General features: G+C 68.0%; 16 protein-coding genes and 5 pseudogenes. 9 read left to right on the forward strand and 12 right to left on the reverse strand.

Annotated elements, in window-relative coordinates; genetic code table 11:
- Positions 1 to 133: 133 nt before the first annotated feature.
- Entirely contained in the window at positions 134 to 619 is a 486-nt protein-coding gene (locus OG568_RS01225) for a hypothetical protein (RefSeq protein WP_329529883.1), read from the forward strand.
- A gap of 425 nt (positions 620 to 1,044) precedes the next feature.
- Positions 1,045 to 1,683 carry a TMEM175 family protein gene (locus tag OG568_RS01230; RefSeq protein WP_329529884.1) on the forward strand — a complete coding sequence of 213 codons (639 nt, stop codon included), beginning with the start codon at positions 1,045 to 1,047 and terminating at the stop codon, positions 1,681 to 1,683.
- A gap of 194 nt (positions 1,684 to 1,877) precedes the next feature.
- On the opposite strand, the gene OG568_RS01235 is transcribed toward OG568_RS01230, so the two are convergent.
- On the reverse strand, positions 1,878 to 2,771 hold the full coding sequence (locus tag OG568_RS01235) for a helix-turn-helix domain-containing protein (RefSeq protein ID WP_329529885.1): 894 nt from the start codon (positions 2,769 to 2,771) through the stop codon (positions 1,878 to 1,880).
- A gap of 437 nt (positions 2,772 to 3,208) precedes the next feature.
- Between OG568_RS01235 and OG568_RS01240 the strand changes: the two genes are divergently transcribed.
- Positions 3,209 to 3,901 (forward strand): SDR family oxidoreductase, encoded by a 693-nt coding sequence (locus OG568_RS01240; protein WP_329529886.1) that lies wholly within the window; start codon positions 3,209 to 3,211, stop codon positions 3,899 to 3,901.
- Positions 3,902 to 4,089: 188 nt separating this feature from the next.
- Here OG568_RS01240 and OG568_RS01245 read toward each other — a convergent pair.
- Positions 4,090 to 4,908: pseudogene (locus OG568_RS01245) on the reverse strand (hypothetical protein).
- Positions 4,905 to 5,396, reverse strand: a complete 492-nt coding sequence (locus tag OG568_RS01250) for an FBP domain-containing protein (protein ID WP_329529887.1) — start codon at positions 5,394 to 5,396, stop codon at positions 4,905 to 4,907. Before OG568_RS01250 ends, OG568_RS01245 begins: the two are co-directional and overlap by 4 nt.
- Before the next feature lie 71 nt (positions 5,397 to 5,467).
- On the opposite strand from OG568_RS01250, the pseudogene OG568_RS01255 reads away from it, so the two are divergent.
- Positions 5,468 to 5,998, forward strand: a pseudogene (locus OG568_RS01255) (TetR-like C-terminal domain-containing protein).
- Between the two features lie 16 nt (positions 5,999 to 6,014).
- Positions 6,015 to 7,193, forward strand: coding sequence for a GDSL-type esterase/lipase family protein (locus OG568_RS01260; protein WP_329529888.1), 1,179 nt, complete (start codon positions 6,015 to 6,017; stop codon positions 7,191 to 7,193).
- Between the two features lie 90 nt (positions 7,194 to 7,283).
- On the opposite strand, the pseudogene OG568_RS01265 reads toward OG568_RS01260, so the two are convergent.
- Together OG568_RS01265 and rph are read right to left on the reverse strand one after the other, a co-directional pair.
- A pseudogene (locus tag OG568_RS01265) lies at positions 7,284 to 7,529 on the reverse strand (transposase family protein); the annotation flags it as partial.
- Between the two features lie 95 nt (positions 7,530 to 7,624).
- On the reverse strand, positions 7,625 to 10,225 hold the full coding sequence (rph, locus tag OG568_RS01270; protein WP_329529889.1) for a rifamycin-inactivating phosphotransferase: 2,601 nt from the start codon (positions 10,223 to 10,225) through the stop codon (positions 7,625 to 7,627).
- Positions 10,226 to 11,026: 801 nt separating this feature from the next.
- Between rph and OG568_RS01275 the strand changes: the two are divergent.
- A pseudogene (locus tag OG568_RS01275) lies at positions 11,027 to 11,302 on the forward strand (transposase); the annotation flags it as partial.
- Between the two features lie 214 nt (positions 11,303 to 11,516).
- Here OG568_RS01275 and OG568_RS01280 read toward each other — a convergent pair.
- Positions 11,517 to 12,689 (reverse strand): right-handed parallel beta-helix repeat-containing protein, encoded by a 1,173-nt coding sequence (locus OG568_RS01280; protein WP_443077509.1) that lies wholly within the window; start codon positions 12,687 to 12,689, stop codon positions 11,517 to 11,519.
- Between the two features lie 255 nt (positions 12,690 to 12,944).
- Between OG568_RS01280 and OG568_RS01285 the strand changes: the two are divergent.
- Positions 12,945 to 13,618 (forward strand): annotated as a pseudogene (locus tag OG568_RS01285) (IS5 family transposase); the annotation flags it as partial.
- 575 nt (positions 13,619 to 14,193) lie between these two features.
- Complete coding sequence (locus OG568_RS01290; protein WP_329529890.1) at positions 14,194 to 14,394, forward strand: hypothetical protein; 201 nt, start codon at positions 14,194 to 14,196, stop codon at positions 14,392 to 14,394.
- A 1,460-nt stretch (positions 14,395 to 15,854) separates the two neighbouring features.
- Here the strand turns inward: OG568_RS01290 and OG568_RS01300 are convergent.
- From OG568_RS01300 to OG568_RS01310, 3 genes are all read right to left on the reverse strand, one after another.
- Positions 15,855 to 16,574 (reverse strand): hypothetical protein, encoded by a 720-nt coding sequence (locus OG568_RS01300; protein ID WP_329529891.1) that lies wholly within the window; start codon positions 16,572 to 16,574, stop codon positions 15,855 to 15,857.
- 389 nt (positions 16,575 to 16,963) lie between these two features.
- On the reverse strand, positions 16,964 to 17,317 hold the full coding sequence (locus OG568_RS01305) for a hypothetical protein (protein ID WP_329529892.1): 354 nt from the start codon (positions 17,315 to 17,317) through the stop codon (positions 16,964 to 16,966).
- Between the two features lie 269 nt (positions 17,318 to 17,586).
- Positions 17,587 to 17,970 carry a VOC family protein gene (locus tag OG568_RS01310; RefSeq protein ID WP_329529893.1) on the reverse strand — a complete coding sequence of 128 codons (384 nt, stop codon included), beginning with the start codon at positions 17,968 to 17,970 and terminating at the stop codon, positions 17,587 to 17,589.
- Between the two features lie 569 nt (positions 17,971 to 18,539).
- Between OG568_RS01310 and OG568_RS01315 the strand changes: the two genes are divergently transcribed.
- A complete protein-coding gene (locus tag OG568_RS01315) occupies positions 18,540 to 19,457 on the forward strand; it encodes an NADP-dependent oxidoreductase (RefSeq protein WP_329529894.1) in 918 nt (305 codons plus the stop codon).
- 282 nt (positions 19,458 to 19,739) lie between these two features.
- Here OG568_RS01315 and OG568_RS01320 read toward each other — a convergent pair whose 3' ends face one another.
- The 3 genes from OG568_RS01320 to OG568_RS01330 all read right to left on the reverse strand — a co-directional run bounded on the left by OG568_RS01320 (position 19,740) and on the right by OG568_RS01330 (position 22,598).
- Positions 19,740 to 19,940, reverse strand: a complete 201-nt coding sequence (locus OG568_RS01320; protein ID WP_329529895.1) for a hypothetical protein — start codon at positions 19,938 to 19,940, stop codon at positions 19,740 to 19,742.
- A 184-nt stretch (positions 19,941 to 20,124) separates the two neighbouring features.
- Positions 20,125 to 21,522: a HupE/UreJ family protein gene (locus OG568_RS01325; RefSeq protein WP_329529896.1), complete on the reverse strand. Its 1,398-nt coding sequence runs from the start codon at positions 21,520 to 21,522 to the stop codon at positions 20,125 to 20,127.
- Positions 21,519 to 22,598, reverse strand: a complete 1,080-nt coding sequence (locus tag OG568_RS01330) for a DUF3500 domain-containing protein (protein WP_329529897.1) — start codon at positions 22,596 to 22,598, stop codon at positions 21,519 to 21,521. The genes OG568_RS01325 and OG568_RS01330 overlap by 4 nt, the downstream gene beginning before the upstream one ends.
- Positions 22,599 to 23,433 lie beyond the last annotated feature (835 nt).

Here is a 23,433-nt window from a genome sequence, read left to right on the forward strand (position 1 = left end):
GAACGAACCAGGGAAGATCACCACTCGGACGGTAGCGCCCACGTTCTGGCCATCAAGGTGTCGACTCCCTTGGCCGAGGCTGGAGGACGTCCTCGTCGACATGCGATGACGTCCTCCGCGCAGGTCTCGTCGGGTGTCTCCATCTCCTCGACAACTCCCGGATGTCTCATCGAGCACGTCGGTACGTATCTTTCCGCCGCTGGGCGCCGTACTCAAGTCCGGGACCAGCCCACTGAACGACGTCGTCGGATACGGGGAGCCGATCACCGCACCGGGCCTGACGTTCATGGACACTCCCGGGTACGACCCGGTGTCGGCCACTGGCATGGTCGCCGGAGGCGCCAATCTGCTCGCCTTCACGACCGGACGCGGCTCGTTGTTCGGCTCTCGCCCCGTCCCCTGTCCGAAGATCAGCACCACCAGCGGGCTGTACGCGCGGATGAGCGGCGACATCGACTTCGACGCCGGGCCCGCCATGAGCCACCCGGATCAAGTCACGTACGGCACCGCTCTGTTCGAAGCCCTCGTGGACATGGCCTCTGGTGCCGAGAGCAAGTCAGAGGCTCTCGGATTCGGGACGGAGGAGATAGTCCCCTGGCGCATGGGAGCGGTCCTGTGACGGCACACGGCGCTCCGGGACGCCCCAGCGAGATGACGCACTTCCTCCACGTGCGGCGGACACCAGCGGGGCGACCCGCTCTACGGCGCGGCGCGAGTTGGGGAACCAGGACGCGTGTCGGGCGCCCGTCCGTTTCAGTAGATCGACCACATCCATCACCGGCCGGTAAGCGGTGTTGTTGTGCTTCAACTCCGGCGCGTTGAGCAGCGGGGAGAGTATCCGCCGCCAGAGCGTCGAGGGCGGCGTCGACCCGACGGCGGCGCGGCTGAGGATCTGTGTGGGCTTTGTATCGCTGGGGAAACGCCCCTTGGTTGCGGGCGTGGAGGCGTGCGGTGCCGGAGGCTGGAGCGATGGCAGAGCCTGTTCATGAACCAGATGAACCAGATGGACCGGATGGAGCGGGAGGAGCGGCGACGTCGTTCGGCGTGGAGCGCGATCCTGCCCGGGTGGTCGCCTTCAGCGACGGCGTCATCGCCATCGCCATCACGCTGCTCGTCCTGGAGATCCGCCCGCCGCACGACACCCGCCACTTGTTGCACGGCCTCGCCACACTCTGGCCGTCGTACCTCGCCTACGTCCTTACCTTCATGCTGATCGGGCAGGTGTGGGCCAACCATCACATCATGTTCGACCACATCCGCAGCGCCGACCGAGTGGTGCTCTTCCTCAACACCCTGCTGTTGATGGACGTCGCGCTCCTGCCGTTCGCCGCCTCCGTGCTGGCCGAGGCGTTCCCGGACGGACACGGGCAGCGCACCGCTGTCGTCTTCCACGGCGCCGCCTTCGCGCTCCTGGCCATCTTCTTCAACGTCATCTGGGGGTACGTCCGCCGTGACCGCCGGCTGCTCACCGCCACCATCGACGCAGCCGGCGTGACAGCCATCAGCCGGCGCTTCCGGCTCGCCCTGGTCTGGCTCGCCACCGGAATCCTGCTCGGCGCCCTGGTTCCCGTACTCGGCGTGGCCGTGATCGCCGCCTTCATCCTCTACTACTGGCTTCCCATCACAGGTGAGACCGCCGCGGCAAAGCGTCGGCGTCGGCGTCAGCGTGGACATCGGACGTGACCAGAACTGCAGGAAGCCGAATGCGGCGGCTCCACCTCACGAGGGACGAACACCGCGCTCCTGCAGCGTCCTGTTCATCGGCCGGGATGCCGGCCGACGCGCCGCTCCGACGCCCGGCCGACTCGGGGCCCGGTGTTCTGAGACGCGGACGGTGTTCTCGCCTTCGTCAGGTCTCGCCTCCCTCAGGTGGGGGATCAATCCTGACCTGAGGGCGCGGACTGGTTCTGGTCGATGTCGCTCTCTTGGCTGGCCGCCCAGGACGCGAGGAGAGACAGGTTGTCGTGTGAGGTCGTTCCTGGTTCGGCGGTGTAGGTGATCATCGTCAGCCCGGGTTCGGCGGCCAGGTGGAGAAGGTCGTAGCGCAGTTCGAGCGCGCCCACGACCGGGTGCTGGAATCGTTTGGTGCCTCGCCCGTGGGCGCGCACGTCATGGCGGGCCCACAGCTCGCGGAAGGTGTCACTGCGGGTGGACAGCTCGCCGACGAGGTCGATGAGGGCGCGGTCCAAGGGGTTGGCGCCGGCAGCGGCGCGCAACTGGGCGGTGAGGTCGTCGGCGACTTCGTCCCAGTCGCACCAGAACTGGCGGGCGTGGGGGTCGAGGAACGTGAACCGGGCGAGGCTCGGCGCTTTGCGCGCGCCAATGTGGAGCACGCTGTACAAGGCGCGACCGAGGGAGTTGGTGGCGATCATGTCGAGGGTGGGGCTGCGCACCAGTGCGGGGACGCCGACGAGGGCGTCGAGGACCATCTGCAGCTGCGGGGCGATCGCCGCGGGCGAGGTGCGGCGGGATCGGGATGCGGCGGACGGTTGGTCGGCGCGGGCGAGGTCGATCAGATGGGCTTGCTCGGCGGCGTCGAGTCGCAGCGCGCGGGCTATGGCCTGCAGGACGCTGTCGGAGGCGTTGGTGAGCGCACCGCGCTCCAGCCGGATGTAGTAGTCGACGCTGAGCCCGGCCAGAGCGGCGACCTCCTCGCGGCGCAGCCCAGGCACCCGCCGCTTGCGTCCGGCGACGGGCAGCCCTACCGACTGGGGACTGATCCGCGCCCGGCGGGTGGCCAGGAACTCCTGAATCTGGCTGCGATGGTCCATGCCTCCACGGTAGGCACGGGTGGTGCGGTTAAGGAGGACTTGGCAGTACCCCCTTAACACGTCCTGCCGCACTGTCGGCGCTGCTGGTTGCCTTGAAGCCATGACCAGCAAGACCACGGCCGCCGACACCGCACACGTGTCAGGCGATCCCGTACCTGCTCCTGTCGCACGCGGTGTGAACCGCGGTCTGAGGCTGCTGTTCGCGATTGCCGGGAGTGCCGCTGCCGGCAACCTGTGCCGGGTCGAACCACCGCCCGGCACGAGGGCGGTCACGCGTTGGGGGGCGTGGGCGAGGTCACCCGCGAGCGGGGTCAGCGGCTGCCCGGCCACCGTGGTCGGCCCGGCCGGCGGGGCGCGCCGCCCCGCCCGGATCGCGCTCGCCTGGCTGCGGGCGCACAGCCCTGGATCGTCCCGATTCCCGAAAAATGATCAACGACATGACTTCCCATCCCATCGAAGAAAGGACCGCCATGGCCCTCGGAACCGCAGTGATCGTCGGCGTCGGACCCGGCCTCGGCCTCGCCGTCGCGCGCACATTTGCCCATGCCGGACACCCGGTCGCCATGCTCGCCCGCGACAAGGCGAGGCTGGACACCTACGCTGCCGAGCTCGCCTCCACCGGCCAGGACGTCCGCGGCTACGTCACGGACGCCGCGGACCCCGACAACCTGCGCGCCGCGCTCGACTCCGCGATCACCGAGCTGGGTGCTCCCGACGTGCTCGTGTACAACGTCGGTGTGCTTCGCAAGGACTCGCCCATCGGCGGTGACGACCAGGACTGGGCCAATGTCACGGCCGTCAATGTCCTGGGTGCCAGGGTCGCGGCCAACGCCGTCCTGCCCGAGCTGCGTGATGGCCGCGGGAGCCTCCTGTTCACAGGCGGCGGCTACGCGCTGTCGCCCTCCAAGGAACACGCGTCATTGTCCGTCGGAAAGGCCGCGCTGCGCGCGTACGTGCAAGTACTTCACAACCAACTGGTGGGAACGGGCGTGCACGCGACCAGCGTCACGATCACAAGGGACATCGGCGGCGGCGAAGCGCGCTTCGACCCGGCGGTGCTCGCCCAGGCATACCTCGAACTGCACAACCAGCCCGAGGCCGAATGGCAGCACGAGCTGATGCGTTACTGAACCCTCCTAGGGTTGGCTCCGCACCGAAGGGCTCCAAGTCTGGAATGGTCCGCTCGGTGCCGTCGGTGCCGCCGAACTTCTGCCACGGTGAGCGGAGCGAGGGTGCCGGAACCGTTTCCGCATCCCCTTTGCCGCAGCGTCGGCGGCAGGCGGTTGGGAAGCCCTGGGGCGGTCCCCGGGCGGACCCCTCAGGGTTCCTTCCATGGCAGCCATGCCCGCACCTCGAAGCCCCCGGCGGGCGTGGCGCAGTGTTCCAGGCGACCACCCGTAAGGGCCGCGCGTTCCGTGAGGCCGATCAGTCCCTGGCCTGTGCCGGGGACTGGTGGCACCTCCGAGGGCGGGGCCGGGTTGGTGACGGCGAGGGTCAGACTGTCGCCGGGATCGGACTCACCGGCCCGGAGCACGCCGATGATCTCCCGCAGATCCTGCAGGGCCTCGCGGGCCAGACGCTGGGCCTGCTCAGCGAGCAGCCGTGCCTCGCTCTCCGCCTGGTGCGCCTGGTCCCTGGGGTTCAGCATCAGCATCCGTTGGGAACGGACGAACATGCCCCAGCCGATGATCGACGCGTTGAACAGTCAGGTGAGCGCGACGGCTCCGGCGTCAGGCAGGTCGGGGTAGGGGCGCAGCCAGTAGAGGAGCGGGACGAGCGCGAGGCCGACGCCGCCGATCCAGGCGACATCGCGGAAAGGCCGGTGCACTGCGAGTGTGAACACGGCGACCGTCGCCACATCGCCCGAGGTGTTGGACAGCAGACCGACCGGGACCATCGCGACGGCGAGGCCGACCGGCTGCCGGCGCCGCAGCCAGACCGCCGCACAGGCGATCACGCCGAGCGTCGGGTCGAGGACGGCGAGGGGGCGCGACAGGCCTGGTTGGTCAGCCAGGGAGTGCGCGGCCGTCAGGCCAAGGAGGACCGCCAACAGGAAGCAGGAGAAGTCGACGACCCAGTCGCGCACGGTGCGTCGCGGCCGCCGGCCGGATGTGGCGTGCGTGGCTGGTTGCTTCATGCGGTGACCTTGGCGATGAACGCGACGAGGTTCGCGACGGTCCGCTGGATCTTCTCCTCCAGAGTGAGCGACTCGGGAAGCCGCGCACCGACGCCCGCGTCCTTCTTGCCCCGCACGTACAGCGGGCAGGCCAGGTCGCTGCACATGTAGGAGCCCACGGAGTTGCCCTGCTGCCCGGCCTTGCCCGCCTTCGCGGCGACCATCAGCGAGACGCCCCCGGTGTGGGTGGTCAGGCACATCGAGCACATGCTGCGCCGCGTCTGCCAAGAAATGGCACCGGGGCAGCGCAGCGCGAGTGCCACCGGGCGACCGTCCAACTCCGTGGCGAGGTAGGCCCGGTCGGGGGCCTGGGGGTCCCGCCAGCCGAGGAAGTCCAGGTCGCCCCAGGGCCGTTCGGCCAGGTCGCGGGGGACGGACAGGCGCTTCGCCTCGCCCTTGGTGCAGTTCACGAACGCGGCACGGATCTCTTGCTCAGTCAGCGGTTTCATGAGCGTCAGGCTAGTTTGCCTAAAACTATTAGGCAAATGCATAATAGTTGTCGCTGAATGGGAGGAAGGTTATGGTTAGAGCAGGGCCGGCCCCGGAACGTCTGACCCTGGCCGGTGCGGAAGTAGCCGACGACGTCGGCTTCGACCGGGTGACCGTCTCGGCGCTCACCCAGAGGTTCGACGTCAAGGTCGCGAGTCCGCGCTCGCGCCTGAAGCGGATGCCTGCCGCGACCACGCCGGGAGCATCCTGGCGGCAGCGCCGCCGCCTGACTCAGGCTCGACCCCGGGACGGCCGGGCGCCAGCGCCGGGGTACGTCACGCACAAATGACGGGCGATCCCGCGTGGCTACGACCTGACGGAGCCCGACCAGACGCACGCGGCCTGGATGCTGGACAGCGTCTCCCGCGGTTACGTCAGCCTGGAAACGGCCGGAGGCTTCGGCCACACCGCCGTCGACTCGCCGGAATCCTGGGCCTGGATCTTGGATTCCGTCGACGCTCCGCTGCGGAACCGAACCACGCCTCGACCAGCAGGGCACCGCGCCACCAAAGACCGTCCACCGCGCCGCGCCCCGGCACACCTAAACAATCCGGAAATCTGATCAACAGGCTGGGACAATGAACACTGAGCACGACTGGATCACCACACCTGTCACCGCGGACATCCTGCGCGGTTTCCTCGACGTGGAACCGACCGCGCACGGCCTGCTGCCGCATCGGCTGCCCGCTCGGGCTCGCCGACAGATCCCTGACAACCAACTGGCCGTAGCCGAGGCCCAGCCCTCCGGCGTGCGCCTGGCATTTCGTACCCGGGCCACCACCATCGAACTGGACACGCTGCCTACCAAGCGGGTCTACCGAGGTTTCCCGGCCCCGGCGGACGGCGTGTACGACCTGCTGGTCGATGGCCGCCTCGCCGCCCAGGCCACGGTGGCCGGCGGAAACGTCCGCACGATCATCGATATGGTCACCCAGTCCGCCGAAGTGCGCGAGGGTCCTGCCGGCACCGCCCGGTTCACCGGTCTGCCGGCGCGTGACAAGGACGTCGAGATCTGGCTTCCGCATACGGAGATCACCGAGCTGATCGCCCTGCGCACCAATGCCCCGGTCGAGCCGGCGCCGGACATCGGGCGCAGAGTATGGCTGCACCACGGCAGTTCCATCAGCCACGGCTCGAACGCCGCCCACCCGACCGCCGTCTGGCCCGCCCTGGCCGCAGCCCAGGGCGGGGTGGAGTTGGTCAACCTGGGGTTCGGCGGCAGCGCGCTGCTCGACCCGTTCACCGCCCGCGCGATGCGGGACACCCCCGCGGACCTGATCAGCCTCAAGATCGGCATCAATATCGTCAACACCGACGCGATGCGCCTGCGCGCCTTTACCCCTGCGGTCCACGGCTTCTTGGACACCATCCGCGACGGGCACCCGACCACACCGCTGCTGGTCGTGTCCCCCATCCTGTGCCCGGTGCAGGAAGACACCCCCGGCCCCCTCGCGCCCGACTTCGACGGCGGAACCTTGCGGTTCAAGGCCACGGGCGATCCCGCCGAACGCGCCGCCGGGCGCCTGACGCTCAACGTCATCCGCGACGAACTCGCCCGAATCGTCGAACAGCGGGCGGCTGACGACACGAACCTCCACTACCTCGACGGCCGCGACCTTTACGGCGAGAAGGACTTCGCCGAACTGCCACTGCCCGACGAGGTCCATCCTGATCCCGCAGGACACCGCCGCATCGGCGAGAACTTCGCGTGGCTCGCGTTCGGCGACGGCGGCCCCTTCGCCGTCAAGACCGGCTGATCACATCGCGGTCACGCAGACCGCGATCGCTACCTGGCCATACGGACGGCGTCGGCCTGCCCCTCCCAGGCCGTCGGCGAAATGCAGTTACTCCTCGCGGTCCGGATCGGTGCCCTGACAGCCGCCGTCGGCGATCGTCGCCGTCTTGCCTCCGGCGGCTTCGGCGCCGGACTCCTCCCAGCCAGAGGGCCGTCGACACAGAGCACCGTGTCCTTTTGGAACCGCTTCCGGGACTGAAGCACGTATCGGACCGAGGTGGTCGATGATCCGTTCCGCGGCCGACTTGGAGATGCGGAACAACGGGGCGAGCTGTCGCATCGTCAAGTAAGTACGCCAGAGTCCCTGGTGCAAGGATCAGCAACCGACACTTCCATATCTGTTGGGCCGGCCGGTCCAGAACGCCGCCGTGACCAAAAAGGAACAGAACGCGGTCAAGGCAGGATCTCGACATATCCGTCGGTTCCGTGCACGCGGATCCGCTGCCCGTCCCGGATCAGCCGGGTGGCCTGCTCCACGCCCACGACGGCCGGCAAGCCGTACTCCCGGGCGATCACCGCGCCATGGGTCATCAGGCCGCCCACCTCCGTCACCAGGCCCGCGACCGCGACGAACAGCGGCGACCAGCTGGGGTCCGTGAACGGAGTGACCAGGATGTCGCCCGCCTCCAGATCGGCCTCCGCCATGTCGAGGATCACGCGGGCCCTTCCCTCGACGGTCCCCGCCGAGACGGGCAGGCCGATCAGGACGCCGGCCGGCACGTCGTCGCGACGGTACGCCCCGCTGACGGCCTCACCGTCCGAGGTGAGCACCCTGGGCGGGGTGAGCGCCCGGTACGACCGGAACGCCTCCTTGCGCCGCTCGATGAGCCGTTCGTCCACCTGGTGAGTGCGTACGACGTCGTGGAACTCCTGGAACGTGAGGTAGAAGACGTCCTCCTTCTCGGGAAGCACGCCGGCCCGCACGAGGCGCTCGGCCTCCTCCAGCAGGGCCCGCTTGTAGACGAAGTAGCGGCTGACGATGCCGTACTTCGGATACTCTCGGTAGCCGGCGAAGGCCCTGACCTGGTCGATCATCCGTTTCGTCTCGTCGGCCTTCCGGTCCCCGTCTGGCAGTTCCCGCAGGCGTGCCAGCACGTCCTGTTCCTTCGCCGCCGCCTTCTGCCGCCCTTGCTCGAAGCGCCGCTCCGCAGCGCCCGGTTCGAAGTTCCTGACGTTGTCGAGGATCACGGACACCAGCGTGCTGGGGCGTTCGCGCCACCGCGGCCGCGTGATGTCGATCTCGCCGACGCAGCGCATGCCGTACCGGTCGAGATAGGCCTCGATGGCATCGCGGGCTTCGGCCCCGCCCGCGAGCTTGGCCAGCTCGTCCAAGAAGCCCTCGTCCTCGACGCCCCGCAGGAACGCCACCACCTCCGGCCGCGCCCGGATCACGTCGGCGACGTCGAGCAGCTCCAGTCCCATCTCCGAGGTGATGTTGTCGGGGGCGGACAGCGTCAGCGTGTCAGCCGCGTTCCTCTCGCCCAGCCACTCCAGCAGACTGTCGTTGAGCCACCAGGTGGCCTCCATCCCCGCCATGATCGCCTGGATGTTCAGCGGATCACCGAGGACCCGCTTGTGCTCCGTGAAGGCCTCCAGCAGGAACTCGAACAGCGCCGGTCCGGTCTTCGTGCGGATACCGCGCTCCAGAGCCGCGACGGACGCCTTGCTGCGCTCGATCAGTTCGGTGACGACGGCCGGATCGGCCTCGGCCGGGGCGGTGGACGCACCTGCTGCCGGCGGTCCGACAGGACCCGTGTCCGGGAGCGAGGGGACGAGATCGCCGTGGTCGAGGACGGTCTCCAGCGCGTCCCTGACCAGCGGATCGCCTCTCCCCATGACCTCCAGGAGCGCGGCGCGGCTCGCGGGCGAGGCCAGGCGCGGGGCGACGTCGACGAACAGCCGTCCGCCGGCCTCATGCATCGGCACCATCGCCGTCAGCCGCCACATGGAGAGACCCAGGGGCTTCATGGGGTCGGTCATCATCTGCTGGTGGCCGACGGAGACGTACACGTGGTTCTCCTGGTCACCGCTCTCGGGAACGGGGAACAGCGTCGTGATCGGCCGGCTCTGGACGATCCGGAAGGCGTCGTCGGCCAGGCACCATTCGATGTCCTGGGGGCGGCCGAAGTGCGCCTCGATCCGCCGCCCCAGCCGTACGAGCCGTACGACCTGGTCATCCGTCAGCGCCGGCAGTTCCTGCCGCTGCGGGTCGATCGCCGCTTCGCGCGCACCGCCGGCCGGCAGGGCGTGCACGGCACGGTGCTTGGCGGCGATCGTCCGGGCTACGACCTGGCCGTCGCGCACCTTGAAGACGTCCGGGTTCACCAGTCCGGACACCAGCGCCTCGCCGAGGCCGAAGCCGGCGTCCACGGTCGCGACCTTCCGGTTTCCCGTCACGGGGTCGGCGGTGAACAGGATGCCGGACGCGTCCGGGAGGACCATCCGCTGGACGACCACGGCCATGTGGACCGTACGGTGGTCGATGCTGTTCCGCCGGCGGTAGGTCACGGCCCGCTCGGTGAACAGCGAGGCCCAGCACCGGCTGATGTGCCGGAGGATCTCCGCCGGCCCCACGACGTTCAGATACGTGTCCTGCTGGCCGGCGAACGACGCCGTCGGCAGGTCCTCGGCCGTCGCGCTGGACCGGACCGCGTACGCGGACCGCTCGCCCAGCCGGGCGAGCGCGCCGGTGATCGCCTCCGCGAGATCGACCGGGACGGCCGTGCCCTCGATGGTCTCGCGGATCCGGGCGCTGAGCGTGCGGATCGCCTCCCGGTCGTCCGGGCTCACGCGCGACAGCTCATCGAGCGGCTCGTCGATCGACGGCGCCAGCGCCATGATCCGCCGGAAGGCGTCCGTCGTCACGCAGAAGCCGCCCGGCACGCGGGTGCCTTCGATCCGCGACAGCGCGCCCAGGTGCGCGCCCTTGCCGCCGACGACCGCGACCTGCGTCTCGTCAACCTCTTGAAGATCCCACACGTACCGCTCGATCATCGCGATACCTCCGAGGCAGCCGTGTCCCGTTGCACTGCACTGGCCGATCGATTCACCGGCGCCTCCAGCTCTGTCGAACCTCTTGTCGGGCATGTCCTCGTCTCTCGCTGCCCTACCTCTGACGAGTCGGCCGACCGCTCCGCCCAGCCGGGCGGCGCGCACCCCCGCGCCACCGCCCCGAGCGCTCGCGACCTCACTGCCAGTCCCACCACTGATTCGACGTCACCGCGTCCCCCATACGTCGACAACACACGCACGTCGTGCCCTCATTTCCGCTGGTTGTGGCCTCGGCCGACGATTTTGCGCCACCACCCGGGTCTTGCCGCAAGCCCCCCAGTGCGCTATACGTTAAGAGAGGCAAGGAGAGAGATCTCCTTGCCTTTGCCTTTTACCGTCCGCTGGAACTGACAAGCTTCTCGCGAAGCGGTGGCGCGCCGCGTACGGGTAGGCGTCGGCGGCCCAGGCGCATGTCCCATCGGCCTACGGATGCAACCACGGAACCAGAAGTTCTGTCCCTTGTCGGCAAGGCCCGAACGCCGTCGAGCGCACCGTCATCTCCCGGAGGTCGTCGCTCCCCGCGAATGTTGAGCCAAGCTCGACAAGCGGACGCTTGACGGTCGCCGTGGTTCAAATCGGCCCGCACGCAAGCGAACGGCCCCACGCCACCTCGCCCAGATCGTGGCCCAGTTGTCCCGCCCCACGGACAAGATCCTCCTCCTGCGCACCACTTACACCCGGCGGCGCCGACGCCCTGTTCGAACTGGTGGCCTCCGATCTCACCGTCCGTCTCCGGGCTGGTCGCAGCAGGACCCGACAGCTACGTGGAAGCGGACCTTCGGGCATCACCCGCTGGCCGCGTCCGCCGACCACGGCCCGGACGGGGCCGGGAAGCCGGTGACAGGGCTGCTACGGCCGGACAACGCGGGCAGCAACACCGCCGCCGACCACATCACCACGACGAAGATTGCGCTGGCCCCACTACCGAAGCGCTACCAGCGCGGTCGGCGCACGCTGATCCGCACCGACTCCGCAGGAGGCACCCACGACTTCCTGGCCTGGCTGACCTCCCGGGGGCGGGCGAAGTCGGAGGCCGCGTAGATTTCTCGTCAACCGCCTGGACACGATGGATGCACGGCTGCTGGTCGCGGTCGTGATCGCCGGGTTCCCGATACTGAACTGGCTGGCGCACCGGTTCGAGGAGGCGCCGGTTGCAGGGGTGTTGAAGCGGGGGCTGGACACGTCGTTCGCGCGGCTACGGAACGCGAGCGCCTGGCCCCCGCCTCAGTCGTGGTTACGGCGTCACGACCTTGCCGCCGAAGGTCACGGCGAGGTGCCCGTCCGTAGCGAAGGACCAGCCCAGGGTGCCGCTGTAGGAGGAGCAGCGGGAGCCGTTCGTGCCGGTCCAGAACTGGTTGGAACTGTCGGCGTCGCCGACGGTCTTGTCGTTCGAGCCGCTGACGGTGAAGCGGCACGAGGTGTTGGTCCGGAAGACCGAAGTGCCCGCGTCGAAGGAGAAATTGCGTTGTGCGTTGTCGACGCTCGCGTTGTTCGAGAGCGTCATCTTGCCCGGGTTGCTGTTGTACGTGAATCCGTGGTGACCGTTGCCGTAGGCGATGTCGTGCTGGACCACGTGGTTGACCGCGATGTCGTCGCCGCCGAGCTTGTAGCCGTTGCGGTCACCGTTGGAATTCACAGTGCCGTCGCTCAGCGTCCCGTTCTTGTAGGACAGGGAGTACTCGATGGTCACCGGGCCGATCGCGCCGGTGTCGGTCTTCGTGTACAGGTCCCAGCCGTCGTCAATGTTGTTGTGGGAGACGTCGTAACGGAAGACGTTCCCGGTGCCGGTGGTGAGCTTCGCGGCGAAGCCGTCGGCGTCCTCGCCATCGGAGTCGGCGTTGTCGTGCGACTCCGAGCTGACGATCAGGTTGTTCGACGGCCACTGGCTGCTGGGGGTGCTGGAGGAGATCCGGCCCAGTTGCAGTCCCGTGTCGCGGTTGTACGCGGTCACCGTCCGCTCGACGACGTTGTTGCTGCCGCCGACGTAGATCCCGTTGTCGCCGGCGCGTTGGACAGAAATGCCGTACAGGTGCCAGTAGTCGGCGTTCAGCTGGAGCCCGCGGTTCGACGAACTCTCGCTCTGCGCCGAGAAGTTCAGTACGGGGGTCTCGCCCGGGTAGGCGGACAGGGTGGTGCGGGCGATCGAGGTGCCGTTGTTGCCCGCCGGGATCGTGATCGTCGAGGAGTAGTTGTACGTCCCGCCGCGCAGGTAGATGGTGCCGCCGGATGCGATGCGGCTGATCGCCGTGGTGAGGGTCGTCGGGGCGGACTGCGTGCCGGCCGCGCTGTCGGTGCCGTTCGGCGACACGTACTGGGTGGTGCTCGCGGCCTGGGCCGGGGTGCCGGACAGCGCGACGAGCGCGCCGGCCAGCAGGCTGACACACGCGATGACGGGTCTCACTTGCATCGTTCTGCCTCCAGGTTCGTCCGTGACCAGGGGTGCCGTGCAGGAGAAAGCGCTTTCCCGCGTTCTCGCAGGGGACCGTAAGCGCTTACCATGGACGCGTCAATAGATGGATACGTGATTCCTATTCATGCTGGCGAACAATCGTCGGCACATCGGGATGCGTTGGATCACGTCCGGTGCGCGCGACGCGCCTTCGTCGGGCAGATACCCCCCGCCCTAGGTCCAGCCCTAGGCCGTATCTTCAAAAGATCTTGAGTGGTGGATCATGGGCGGGTGATACGTCGCCATGAACTGTCCGATGTCGAGTGGGAGTTCGTCGGACCGCTGCTGCCGGTACCACTGCGGGACCGGCAGTGGCTGGACGACCTCGAGGTGCTCAACGGGATCGTGTGGAAGTCCCGCACCGGGACGGCCTGGCGGGACGTGCCGGAGCGGTACGGCCCGTGGGCCACGCTGCACACCCGCTTTCGCCGACGGGCGCTGGGCACCTTCGAGCGCATGCTCCGGGCCGCCCGGGCGCACGTCGATGCGGCTGGGGACATCGACTGGCTGGTGTCGGCCGACTCCACCATCGTCCGCGCCCACCAGCACGCCGCCGGGGCCCGAAAAGGGGGGCCCGCAGTCCCGGCCTCGGACGCTCCCGAGGCGGCCTGACCAGCAAAATCCACCTGGCCTGCGACAGTGTCGGCCGCCCGCTCGCCTTCACACTCACGGGCGGCAACACCAACGACTGCACCCAGTTCACCGCCGTGACGGAAGCGATACAAGTGCCCCGCATCGGCCCGGGACAGCCCCGCACACGCCCCGCCCACGTGCTGGGCGACAAGGGCTACAGCTCCCGGGCCATCCGCACCTGGCTGCGACGGCACGGCATCGGCCACACCATCCCCGAGCGGGCCGACCAGGTCCGCAACCGGCTCCGACCCGGCAGCCGAGGCGGGCGCCCGCCGGCCTTCGACAAGCAGCTCGTTGCCCGCGCACTCCGCGTCCGAGTCCGTACGACCGGCGATGAGGTGATCGAGGGCGTTCGGGATGGCCAGGCCTCAGTCGACGCCCTGGTGGTCGACATCGCCTACGACTCCGCTGTGCGGCACATCATCGACCACTACGCCTCCGGCCCCTCCCAACTGGACACCTACTCCAAGCCCTCGACCCGGATGGAGCCGGCAGTCGTCGCGGACGATGTCGGGCGTGGCAGCGGAAGGACGGGCATCGTCGTCTCTACGATCCATGACCGTGTGCTGACACGGGCGTGGGCAGGGGGCGGCGAGGTGCGGGAGCGGATCACCGCCCGCCGAGGCGAGCTGGACACACCGGCCGCGAAGCCGGCCGAGCAGCTGGAGCAGGTCAACGCCGAGCGTGAGGAACTGGCGGTGGCCGAACGGATCCTGTGTCGTCCGGCCGAACTGGCCGCCGCCGATGCCGCACCCCGGTCCTCGCCGAGGTGGCCGGCCGGGCGGTACTGCTGGTCCCGCGCCGGGGCCTCAGCATGGAGGAGACCGCGGTGCCGCCGGACTACCAGCGCGTCCTGGCGATCGTGCGGCAGGCCGACGGACCGGTGAAGACCAAGAACGTCGGCGCTGTGCTGGGCCTGGAGACCGTGGTGCGGGGCAGGCTGGAGCCGTTGCGCGGGAGGCTGACGAAGCCGGTCGGGCGGGGCTGGCCGCGCAAACTGCCCGACGAGCGATTCACCGCCCACCTGTGACCGCACCAGGTCGTGTGGGCGTGAAGCCGTGACCAGGCGAGCCCCGGCTGCAGTCAAGGGTGTGTGAGGAACGGCAACCACCCCGCCGGGGACCCTGATGGCGTTGTCTACCGGTGCCGCCTCCCGCTGTCCACAGCCACCCTCACCTTCACCCCGAGGTCCTGCGCGGCCACCTCCGGATACACGGCGACGATGCCGTCAAGCGCCTGGCGTTCATCGGCGCCGCCAAACACTTGCGTCTACTGCTGGAGGAAATCAGCGAGCCGCTGTCGGTGCGGGAGGCCGACGCCTGTAAGGAAGTGAAGTCGGACCTGCGCCCGCGAGTCGTGCTCGCCTGGCCGAAGCAGAGGGCCCGCACCGCCGAGCCTCCCATTTTTAGGCCACCTACACCTATTTGAGTGAAAGACTCAATAAAATCGCCTTTTGTGCCCGCAGGTGAGTCATGGTCTCTTCAGAGAAAACCGACCCACCGAAGGGATGAGGCATTGCATTTGAGGCGTGCCGCAACGGTCCTGGGCGCAGCCGCGCTCACCATGATGACGATCCCCGCCAACGCTCACGCCGCAGCAATCGCCTGTGGCGGAGGTACGTCGACCGGCCGGGTGGCCATCAATGGCTGCATCAGCGCCCAGCGGGGATCTGTCGGCCCCTTCCCCTCTCGAGAGATGACGGCGTACATCAAGGCACGCAACACCGGGACAAAGGGACTCAACGTCTCTTACGAGGCATTTTCACGCCCCGACGGTGGTTCTTGGGAGAGAGTAGGCACCGGTCGCGCCTACGTCAGGGCCGGCGAAGCCATTGGCCCTGTCGAAGTGGGAAGCACGACCCGAGTATGCGCCCCGGTGAAAGTCGAAATCCGAGTACACGCTCGGGCCGACGGCGCCGCCTGGAGTGGCTGGTCTTCCGCATCCACGAAGCAATGCCAGACCTGAGAGCCTGAACGTCCCCGCTGGCGGGCCGGGCACAGCCGTGTACATCGAAGTGATGCGCTGTCACCTCTGAGAGGCGAAGGCGATCTTGATGCCAACCAGGTTCTGTCCGAAGGATCAACTGACTCACCTCTTGGCCCATCGTTACGCCCGACGCGGGGCGGGGAGATCATTCTGATGAGGAATGAACTCGGCTTGAACCGCATCGGCCGGGAAACGTGGGTCGAGGCGGACGGTGGCAGTGTTACCGCAGGGTGATCAACGGGATTCTGTTCCAGCACCGGACCAATCTCCCGCGGCGGGACTGCCGCCTGAAGGTGGACGCCCACCTACTCGGCCCAACCACCTAAGTGGCGACAAAGAGTACTCATCCCGCCGTATCCGCCGTCACACCGGCTCAAGAACTCCCGTGCTGTCGCTACCTGTTACGACAAGCGGGCCCATGTGCTCCATGGAAAGGTCGCTGCCGCCTCGATCCGCCTGCGGCTCCGCTTCTGAGCCAACGGCGGTCGCTCCCCTCCATCGCGTTCACATGACGGGGCGGTTGGAGGCCGTGTACTCATCCGCGATGCTGAAGACGCTGGCACACCGCGGGCATTCTGCCTGGCCGAAGAGATAGGTGATCCCGTCGGCGAGAACGTCCTGCCCGTCACGAACGGCAGTCGCATGCATCCATCGACCGATGGCAGAGAGGTCATCGGGGGACGCCGGCCTCAGGTTGCGTCGATCCACGTCGCCCAGGTGCCAGTCCCGGATCACCGAACAGTGCCCGTAATCGCCGATGGCGATCGTCACCTCGGCAGCACAGTGAGGGCAGGCGACCTGGTAGAAGTCGTCCGAGAAGTCCCCCACGACCGCACTCCAGTGGTACTGCTCCTCGACCGCGAGCCAGTCGAGGAAGGTCGCAAGGTAGTCGGCCGGCCGCGACCGTAGGTGCCGATCCAGCAGCTTACGGGGTTCCGCGATCGCGTCGGCGCAGTCCGCGAGCAGATCATCGCAACCGTGGCCCCCTGCCGCACACCGCATGATCGTCCCGGCCAGTCCACGCGCCCGTGCGCTCCGCGATGCGAGACGCACCAGGCGCGGCAGTGCGGCGAACCCAGCAGGGAACACCAAGTCACGCTCGAGGACCAAGCGGTAGCTCAGCTCATCCCACGCTTCCGCGTCGTCATCATGCCCGACCCGCTCCAGTAGCTCGGGGACGCGATGAACGTCTCCGTAGCAGTCGTACATCTGCGCCCAGTTCACCACCTGAGCATCTAACCGCCCTGAGGCCGACGGGGATGAATCCGCATCCATGAAGCACGCCCCCATCAGGGGGCGACGAGCAATTGTCAGTACCTGTGGCTTGGGTCGCCCGTCCAGCACGATGGGGACTGGTCCAGTATGGGCGACGATGGCATCGTTTCAGTTAGTCGGTCGACGTCGAAGTCGCTGATCAGAAGGAGTTCCTTGCGGTTGCCTGTGAGGAGTTGACTCCAATCGACGAAGCCGCCGTCGGCGACTTCGTCGTCTTGGTCTTCAACCCCGGCATAGATCTTGAAGCACACGCCCATGTAGTAGCCGCCTCCCGTCGTCCGGCCCGATCCTCAAGCACGGTAATGTCTGGAAGCGCGGCGAGGTCACCACATAGTCGTTCAATGATCGGGCGGCCAGTACTGGGCACGAACCACTCGCTGACTCGCCGCCAGCCGGATCGGCATGCTGGAACGAGGATCTACGGCCAGAGCCAGCGAACGTCGCAAGGACACCTCCAGCGCCAAGGCGTTCGTCGGGTCGGCCGCAATCTCGCTGCCGCGAACCGTTGCGATCACCTTGCGCGGACCGGCCGTCGCGACGGCCGAATGCGCTACCAGAGGCAGGACTGGGGCAAACACAAGAATCTCGAAGTCGTCGGGTAACGCGGACAACAAGGCGTCTTCGGTGCGGCGTAGTGCGGTGAAGCTGGTCGGTGCCGGTGGTGCGAAGCGATCGCTGCGGTAGGGCCGCATCGCTCTGCTGGCGAGAGCTGGTCTGCGTGGAAGGGCTATCGGTGAGCCAGGCGGCAGCCGAAGAGAAGACAGGTCAACTCGACGCGCGGGAGGAGCGCGCGCAGTCTCCGACCTTCCTCGGGGTTCCCACCGTCCTCCAGGCCGGCGGCCCCACCTACGACCAGCTCTACGCGGAGACCCGCCGCCGCAACAGCCGCGGACGCTCGTCGAATGGCAAACCCCCGGCCTCGCTCGAACGGCCGCACGGTTTGGCGCCAGTACGCACGTGGTCAGAGGGGCTGGAGCCGGGTGCGCAGGAGGCAGAATTCGTTGCCTTCTGGGTCGGCCAGGCAGTGCCAGCCCTCGGTGCCCGTCTGGCCGACATCGGCGGTCCTGGCGCCGAGAGCGAGCAGCCGTTCCAGCTCGGCTTCCTGGTCGCGGTCGGTGGCGTTGACGTCGATGTGCAGTGGGAGCTTCCCGGTCCGCGGGTCACTGCTGGGGCTGAAGACGAGGGTGGGCTGCGGACCGCCGAAGCCGACGTCGGGCGGCCCGATCTCGATGCTTCCGTCCTCCTCCCGGCCGAGTTCGACGTAGCCGAGAACCTCGCTCCAGAATGCGGCGAGTCGGTCGGGGTCGGCGCAGTCGACGACCAGCTCACTGATGCGGCATGCCATGCCGTCAGTCTACCTAGACAACCCGAGAGCTGATCGCTCCGATGGAGCGGTCACTTGAGAGTGGACTTCCTCTTGAGATCCATGACGCCGCAACAGCCTGCCTCACTTCTTGTCGAAGCGGCCAAGTCATCGGCTCCAAAGCTTGGTTCGGGGGAAGCCGCTGCCGCGCACACGCGGTGGCCTTCGCCGCCCCCACTCGCCAGTCCGCGTTATTGAAGGCACACTTCCCCGCGTATCCGTACGCGGGGCTGCTGGAGCACGATCCGGAGATGTGGCCCAGGTTGTCTCCGCACTCGCTGTGTCCCGCGCTGGTCGTGTCTCGTTCCGGCGAGATCACGCCAGAAGCCGTGAACCGTCCAGCAGGCAGGGCAAGCAGGTATCGAGGTCGTCGCCGTGCATCCCCATGCCGGAAGTGACAGCACCGTTCGTCAAATACGTCCTCGGATCGTTGATCCTGGGAAGACAACTCCGTTCCCCAGCCGTTGAATGCGATGGCACGGTCGATGTGCTGCCACCCAGGGCGCGACCGTCCAAGGCCTGTCCCGACGAGGAAGAGCGGTGATCACGCGATGAAGGCGGTGCGGTTCTACGAGTACGGCGGGATCGATGTGCTGCGGGTGGAGGAGGTGGAGCGGCCCGCGCCAGGCCCGGGGCAGGTGCTGGTCGAGGTCCGTGCGGCCGGGATCCAGCCCGGCGAGGCGATGATCCGCAAGGGCGCCCGGCACGAACGCTGGCCGGCGACGTTCCCCTCCGGGCAGGGCAGCGATCTGGCCGGCGTCGTGGTGGAGGCCGGTCCGCAGGTGCGCGGCGCCGCGGTGGGCGACGAGGTCCTCGGCTTCACCCATCACAGGGCGAGCCACGCGGAGTTCGTCGTGGTCAACGACGTGAACCTGACCCTACGTCCAGAGGAGCTGTCCTGGGACGTGGCCGGGTCGTTGTACGTGGCCGGCACGACCGCATACGCCACCGTGTTCGCGGTGGACCCCGGACCGGCCGACACGGTCGTCGTTTCCGGTGCGGCGGGCGGCGTCGGGTCACTTGCCGTGCAGCTCGCGCGGCGGCGCGGCGCCACGGTGATCGGGCTGGCGAGCGAGCAAAACCACGCCTGGTTGAAGGATCACGGCGTCGTCCCGGTCGAGTACGGGCAGGACGTGGCCGAACGGATCCGGCAGGCTTCCGGCGGGAATGTCGACGCGTTCATCGACACGTTCGGCGACGGCTACGTAGAGCTGGCAGTGGAGTTGGGCGTGCGGCCCGAGCGGATCAACACGATCCGCGATTGGCAGGCCGCGGCTCGGGTTGGGGCGCGAACCTACGGAGAAGGTTCGGCGGCATGCGCGGTCGTGCTCGGCGAGTTGGCCCGGCTTGCCGCGCGCGGGGAGCTGGAGGTGCCGATCGCCCGCACCTATCCCCTGGAGCGGGTACGAGACGCGTTCCGCGAGCTGGAAGGGCGGCACCCCCACGGCAAGATCGTGCTCCGGCCCTAGGTCATGTCCGAGGCAACGGTCGAGGGGATCGAGCAGGAAATGAAGGCCGGCTGCATCCCCCTCGGCCGCCGCGGCGAACCACGCGAGGTCGCTACCTGGATCGTGTGCCTTGGCCGACCTCACCACCGTAAGGCTCACCGGCCAGGTCCTCATCACTGCGACGGCCTGGAACCGACATAGCCATCCACCCCGGAACATCAACTCGGTGTCCCCGCCGACGGCCGGATGGCTCCTCATCATGTGCCCGACAGCGGGGAATCACAACTGGCCATTGACGGACCGTCAGCAGCTGGTACTGGTGTCGATGGTCTCCTCGATGGTCGCGTCCCGGTCGGTGACACGGTCCTTCAGCTCGGCGTTCTGTGCCTTCAGACACTTGATCTGGGTGTCTGAGGTCTGGCACCTCCCCGACCTCCCGGAGGACCGCCAGAAGGCGTACGAACTCGTCGCCGAGGCGCCGGTAGAGCCCTTCGAGGACACCACCGGAACCCCCGGATCGGCGTCGAGAGCTCGTCGCGATGCTGCCCGGCTGGAAGCCGGCCACCCACGGCACTCAGCACCCCGGACTCGCCCCGCACCCCCGGCTCCGTGCCGGAGGCTGTCCGCCACCAGATCTCGAGTCGTGCTGCGCATGACCGGCGCGTCGACTCGGGCTGTGTGAGAGCACCTATCCATGCGCCGCCTCCGCCTCCGGTCGCGACCGTGACCGGAGGCGGACACCACCACCCTGTTCGGACCATGCTCGCCAGTGGGTGGCCAGTGACCAACCGACGGCGACGACCGCGGCCAGTGCGAGAGTGGCCAGCATCAGCGTGGTGTGGGATCCGGCGCTGTCGGCCGTCCGGGCGACCGGGTTGGGCGCGCCGAGCCGATCGGCCAGCCAGCCGAGGGCAGCCGTGCCGGTGAGCAGCGCGCCGGACAGCCGTAGCGCGGGTTGTATCCGCAGGCGTGCGAGTACCAGCAGCGAGGGCAGGGCCAGGCAGACCAGCAGGAGCTGGAGCAGTTCGATTCCCAGGTTGAAGCCGAGCAGGCTGAACACGAGCTGTCCAGTGGACAGATGCATCTCGGCGAGCACGAAGGAGAACGCCATACCGTGGCCGAGGCCGAAGACGCCGGCCACAACCGCTTCCCGTCCAGGGAACAGTGGGCGGATCGCGTGTATCGCGCCGACGAGGATGCTGGCGGCGATGAACGCCTCGACCGGCCAGCTGGGTACCTCCAGGCGGCCGAGGGTGGTGGCGGCCAGCGCGACGGAGTGGCCGGCGGTGAAGGCGATCGTGATGCGGCCGATGCGGCCGAGCGCGGCTCGGGCGCCGACCAGGCCGTTCCAGCGTCCCCCGGTGGCCCGCAGCGGTGCGGGCAGGAGCAGGATGAGCAGGAACAGCAGGTGGTCGGTGCCGGTGAGGATGTGGTTGCCGCCGAGTTCGACCATGGCAACGAAACCACGCCAGGCGCTGCCCTTGCCGAGGTCGACGGTCAGTGGCGGGACGCTCATGTGCCGGATGTCGAGACGGACGGTACCGACCTGGGTGGCGCCCTCGCCGCTGACCCGTCCTGCGGCCCAGTCCTGACGTACCAACACCAGTGCGACGTGGGTGACGACCTGATGGACGATCACGTCGTAGTTCAGCGTGAAGTACCGTACGTCGCCGCCGGTCGGCGGGGTGAGCACGGCCTTGACGACCAGCTCGCGGTACGGGCCGGTGGCAGTCTGCTGGGTGCGGCTGAGGCTCAGCGCGCCGATACTGACCTGCCACGCCTCGCCCTTGAGGGTGGTCGGGCTGATGTGCCGACCGAGATAGGTGCGGATGGCCTTGGCCTTGGCGGGCAGGGCGGCCGAGTCGATACTGGTCAGATCGATCCCACTGGCCGTGGAGAAGTCGCCGACCGGCAGTTCGAGCCGCGCGGTGACGGAAGCCTTGTACACGTCGAGCTGGACCACTGAGTGCGGCATCGGATGCGCGGCGGCCGGCGACGCTCCGAGCAGGAGCGCCGCCGGTACCGCGATCGCGATCCCGGCCACCAGGCGAAGTGCTGTGGTCAGCCAAGTTCGCGGTCGGGTCATGAGAAGGTGAACTCGCTGCCGTAGTCGCGGGTGTGGTCGCGGTACACGGTGTGGTAGTGGATCTGGTCCCGGTACACGACGCCGTTCTGGCAGACGAACTCGACCCACACTCCGGGGCCGTCGATGCGTACGTAGTCGCCTTGGGCGTCCAGGCCGGTGCCGCCGGAGTAGCCGACGTAGGTCTGGTTCAGCTCACGCTCGTACGTCTTCATGAGCTTCTTCGCGGTGGCATCGTCCACGTTGGCAATCCAGGGGTGGATGGCCTTCAGGACCAGCTGCTTCTGCTTGGGCGACAGCGAGCTGACCTTGATGCCCTCCTTGGTCTCCGGGAACTGGCCGTCCTCACCCGGTCCGAGGAGCACGTCACTGAACGACTGGGACAGCTTGGCGGTGGCCAGCTGTTCCGTGCTCAGGCTGCCGGTCAGGGCGAGCAGGCCGTTGCGCATGGTCGCCAGAGGCGAGTACGTGGTGCCGTCGTCGTCGGTCCAGGTGGTCGGCTCGACCCCGACGAAGAACGGGCTGGCACCTGCCACCTTGCCCTTCTTGTAAGTGAGGTTCACGGCGAGGTGATGGCCACCGAAGTGCAGCTGCCAGGTGCCGTCCGCCGAGGGGGTGCCCAGGAACGCCAGGAAGTAGACGCCGCTGCCGTATCCGCCGAGGCCTCCACCTCCGGGTCCGCCGGACGGCGGGGCGCCCGTCGGGGCATCGGTGGGCGTCGAGCTCGGGGCCGCCGTGACGGACGGATCCGCCGAGGCCGTGCTCGACGCGTTGTCCGAGGGCGCCGGCCCCGCGGAGCTGGTGCTCTGCGCCGAGTTGAGCACGTCGTCGGCCTTGATGATCTGCGTGATCTGGTCGTACCCGGTGCCCTTGCCGGTGCCCGTGGCCAGCTTCAAAACCTTCATGGCGGCGGTCAGTTGGGTGTCGGTCAGGGAGCCGAGCTGGATACCGGGCCGGCAGGACGACCCACACGGGAGGTTGGACCACGCCGTCGCGTTCGCCTGGGAGAGGTCCAGCAGCACCTCCGCCTGCTGGTCGGCGTCCAGCGTGTTCAGGAACGCGTTGGCCGCGCTGACCACGGCGCCGACGCCAGTGGCATGCTTGTCGACCGGGCGCTTGACACCTGCCGCCGATTTGACTGCCTGCGTATTCGTCGAGGCATTTGCCACAACAAAGCCACCGCCGACCAGCGCAATTGCCGCGACAGCACCGGCAACGCCCCGCCAAGTCCGTCGCATGCGCACTCGACGGGTTCTTTCTCTACTCACGAACCACTCCTTCGATACCGGAATGGCGTCCCGGACGCACGGAAAACACCCACCAGTTGGCCACGGGTACGCCATATACATGCAGATACCGGACACTTCGCCCGATTGAAACGCACGACGGCCACCCGGCCGGGCGCTCGTGCGATTGTTGACAAGATTATCGACACTCTTACCGAAAACTCAATGCATCGTCAGAAGAACTAAATATTTTCGAGCCGAACCGGGACGTGATGCAAATTCACGGAATTCCCTTATGGGTTTGACAGGCTGCTCTTATAGCGTGAATAGATTTCCCTGCTATTGCGGATAACCGGCGGTAGCAGGTCGGGCAAGCGGGGTGCATGCGTACTTCTGCGGCTCCATCCTCACCGCATCAGTCCCATGCCCAGCACTCGAAGCGATCGCCCCATGAACAGCCTTGGAGAGCAAGGGAGTCACGCATGTCCAAAGTCAGCACCCACCCCATCGAGCAGTCCCTCGCGGGGCGCGGCGTGACCATGCGGTCGCGGGTTCGCGCGCTGACGCCGTCGGGAGCGACGTCGCGGCGCGGGCGGACGGAGAAGGACGGTCGCCCACCGGGGACGGGGGAAGCCACCCGGCTCGATGTCCTCGTCGTGGAGGAAGGCGCCACCCTCAAGGCGCCATC

It is taken from the genome of Streptomyces sp. NBC_01450, from assembly GCF_036227505.1.
GTDB lineage: Bacteria > Actinomycetota > Actinomycetes > Streptomycetales > Streptomycetaceae > Streptomyces.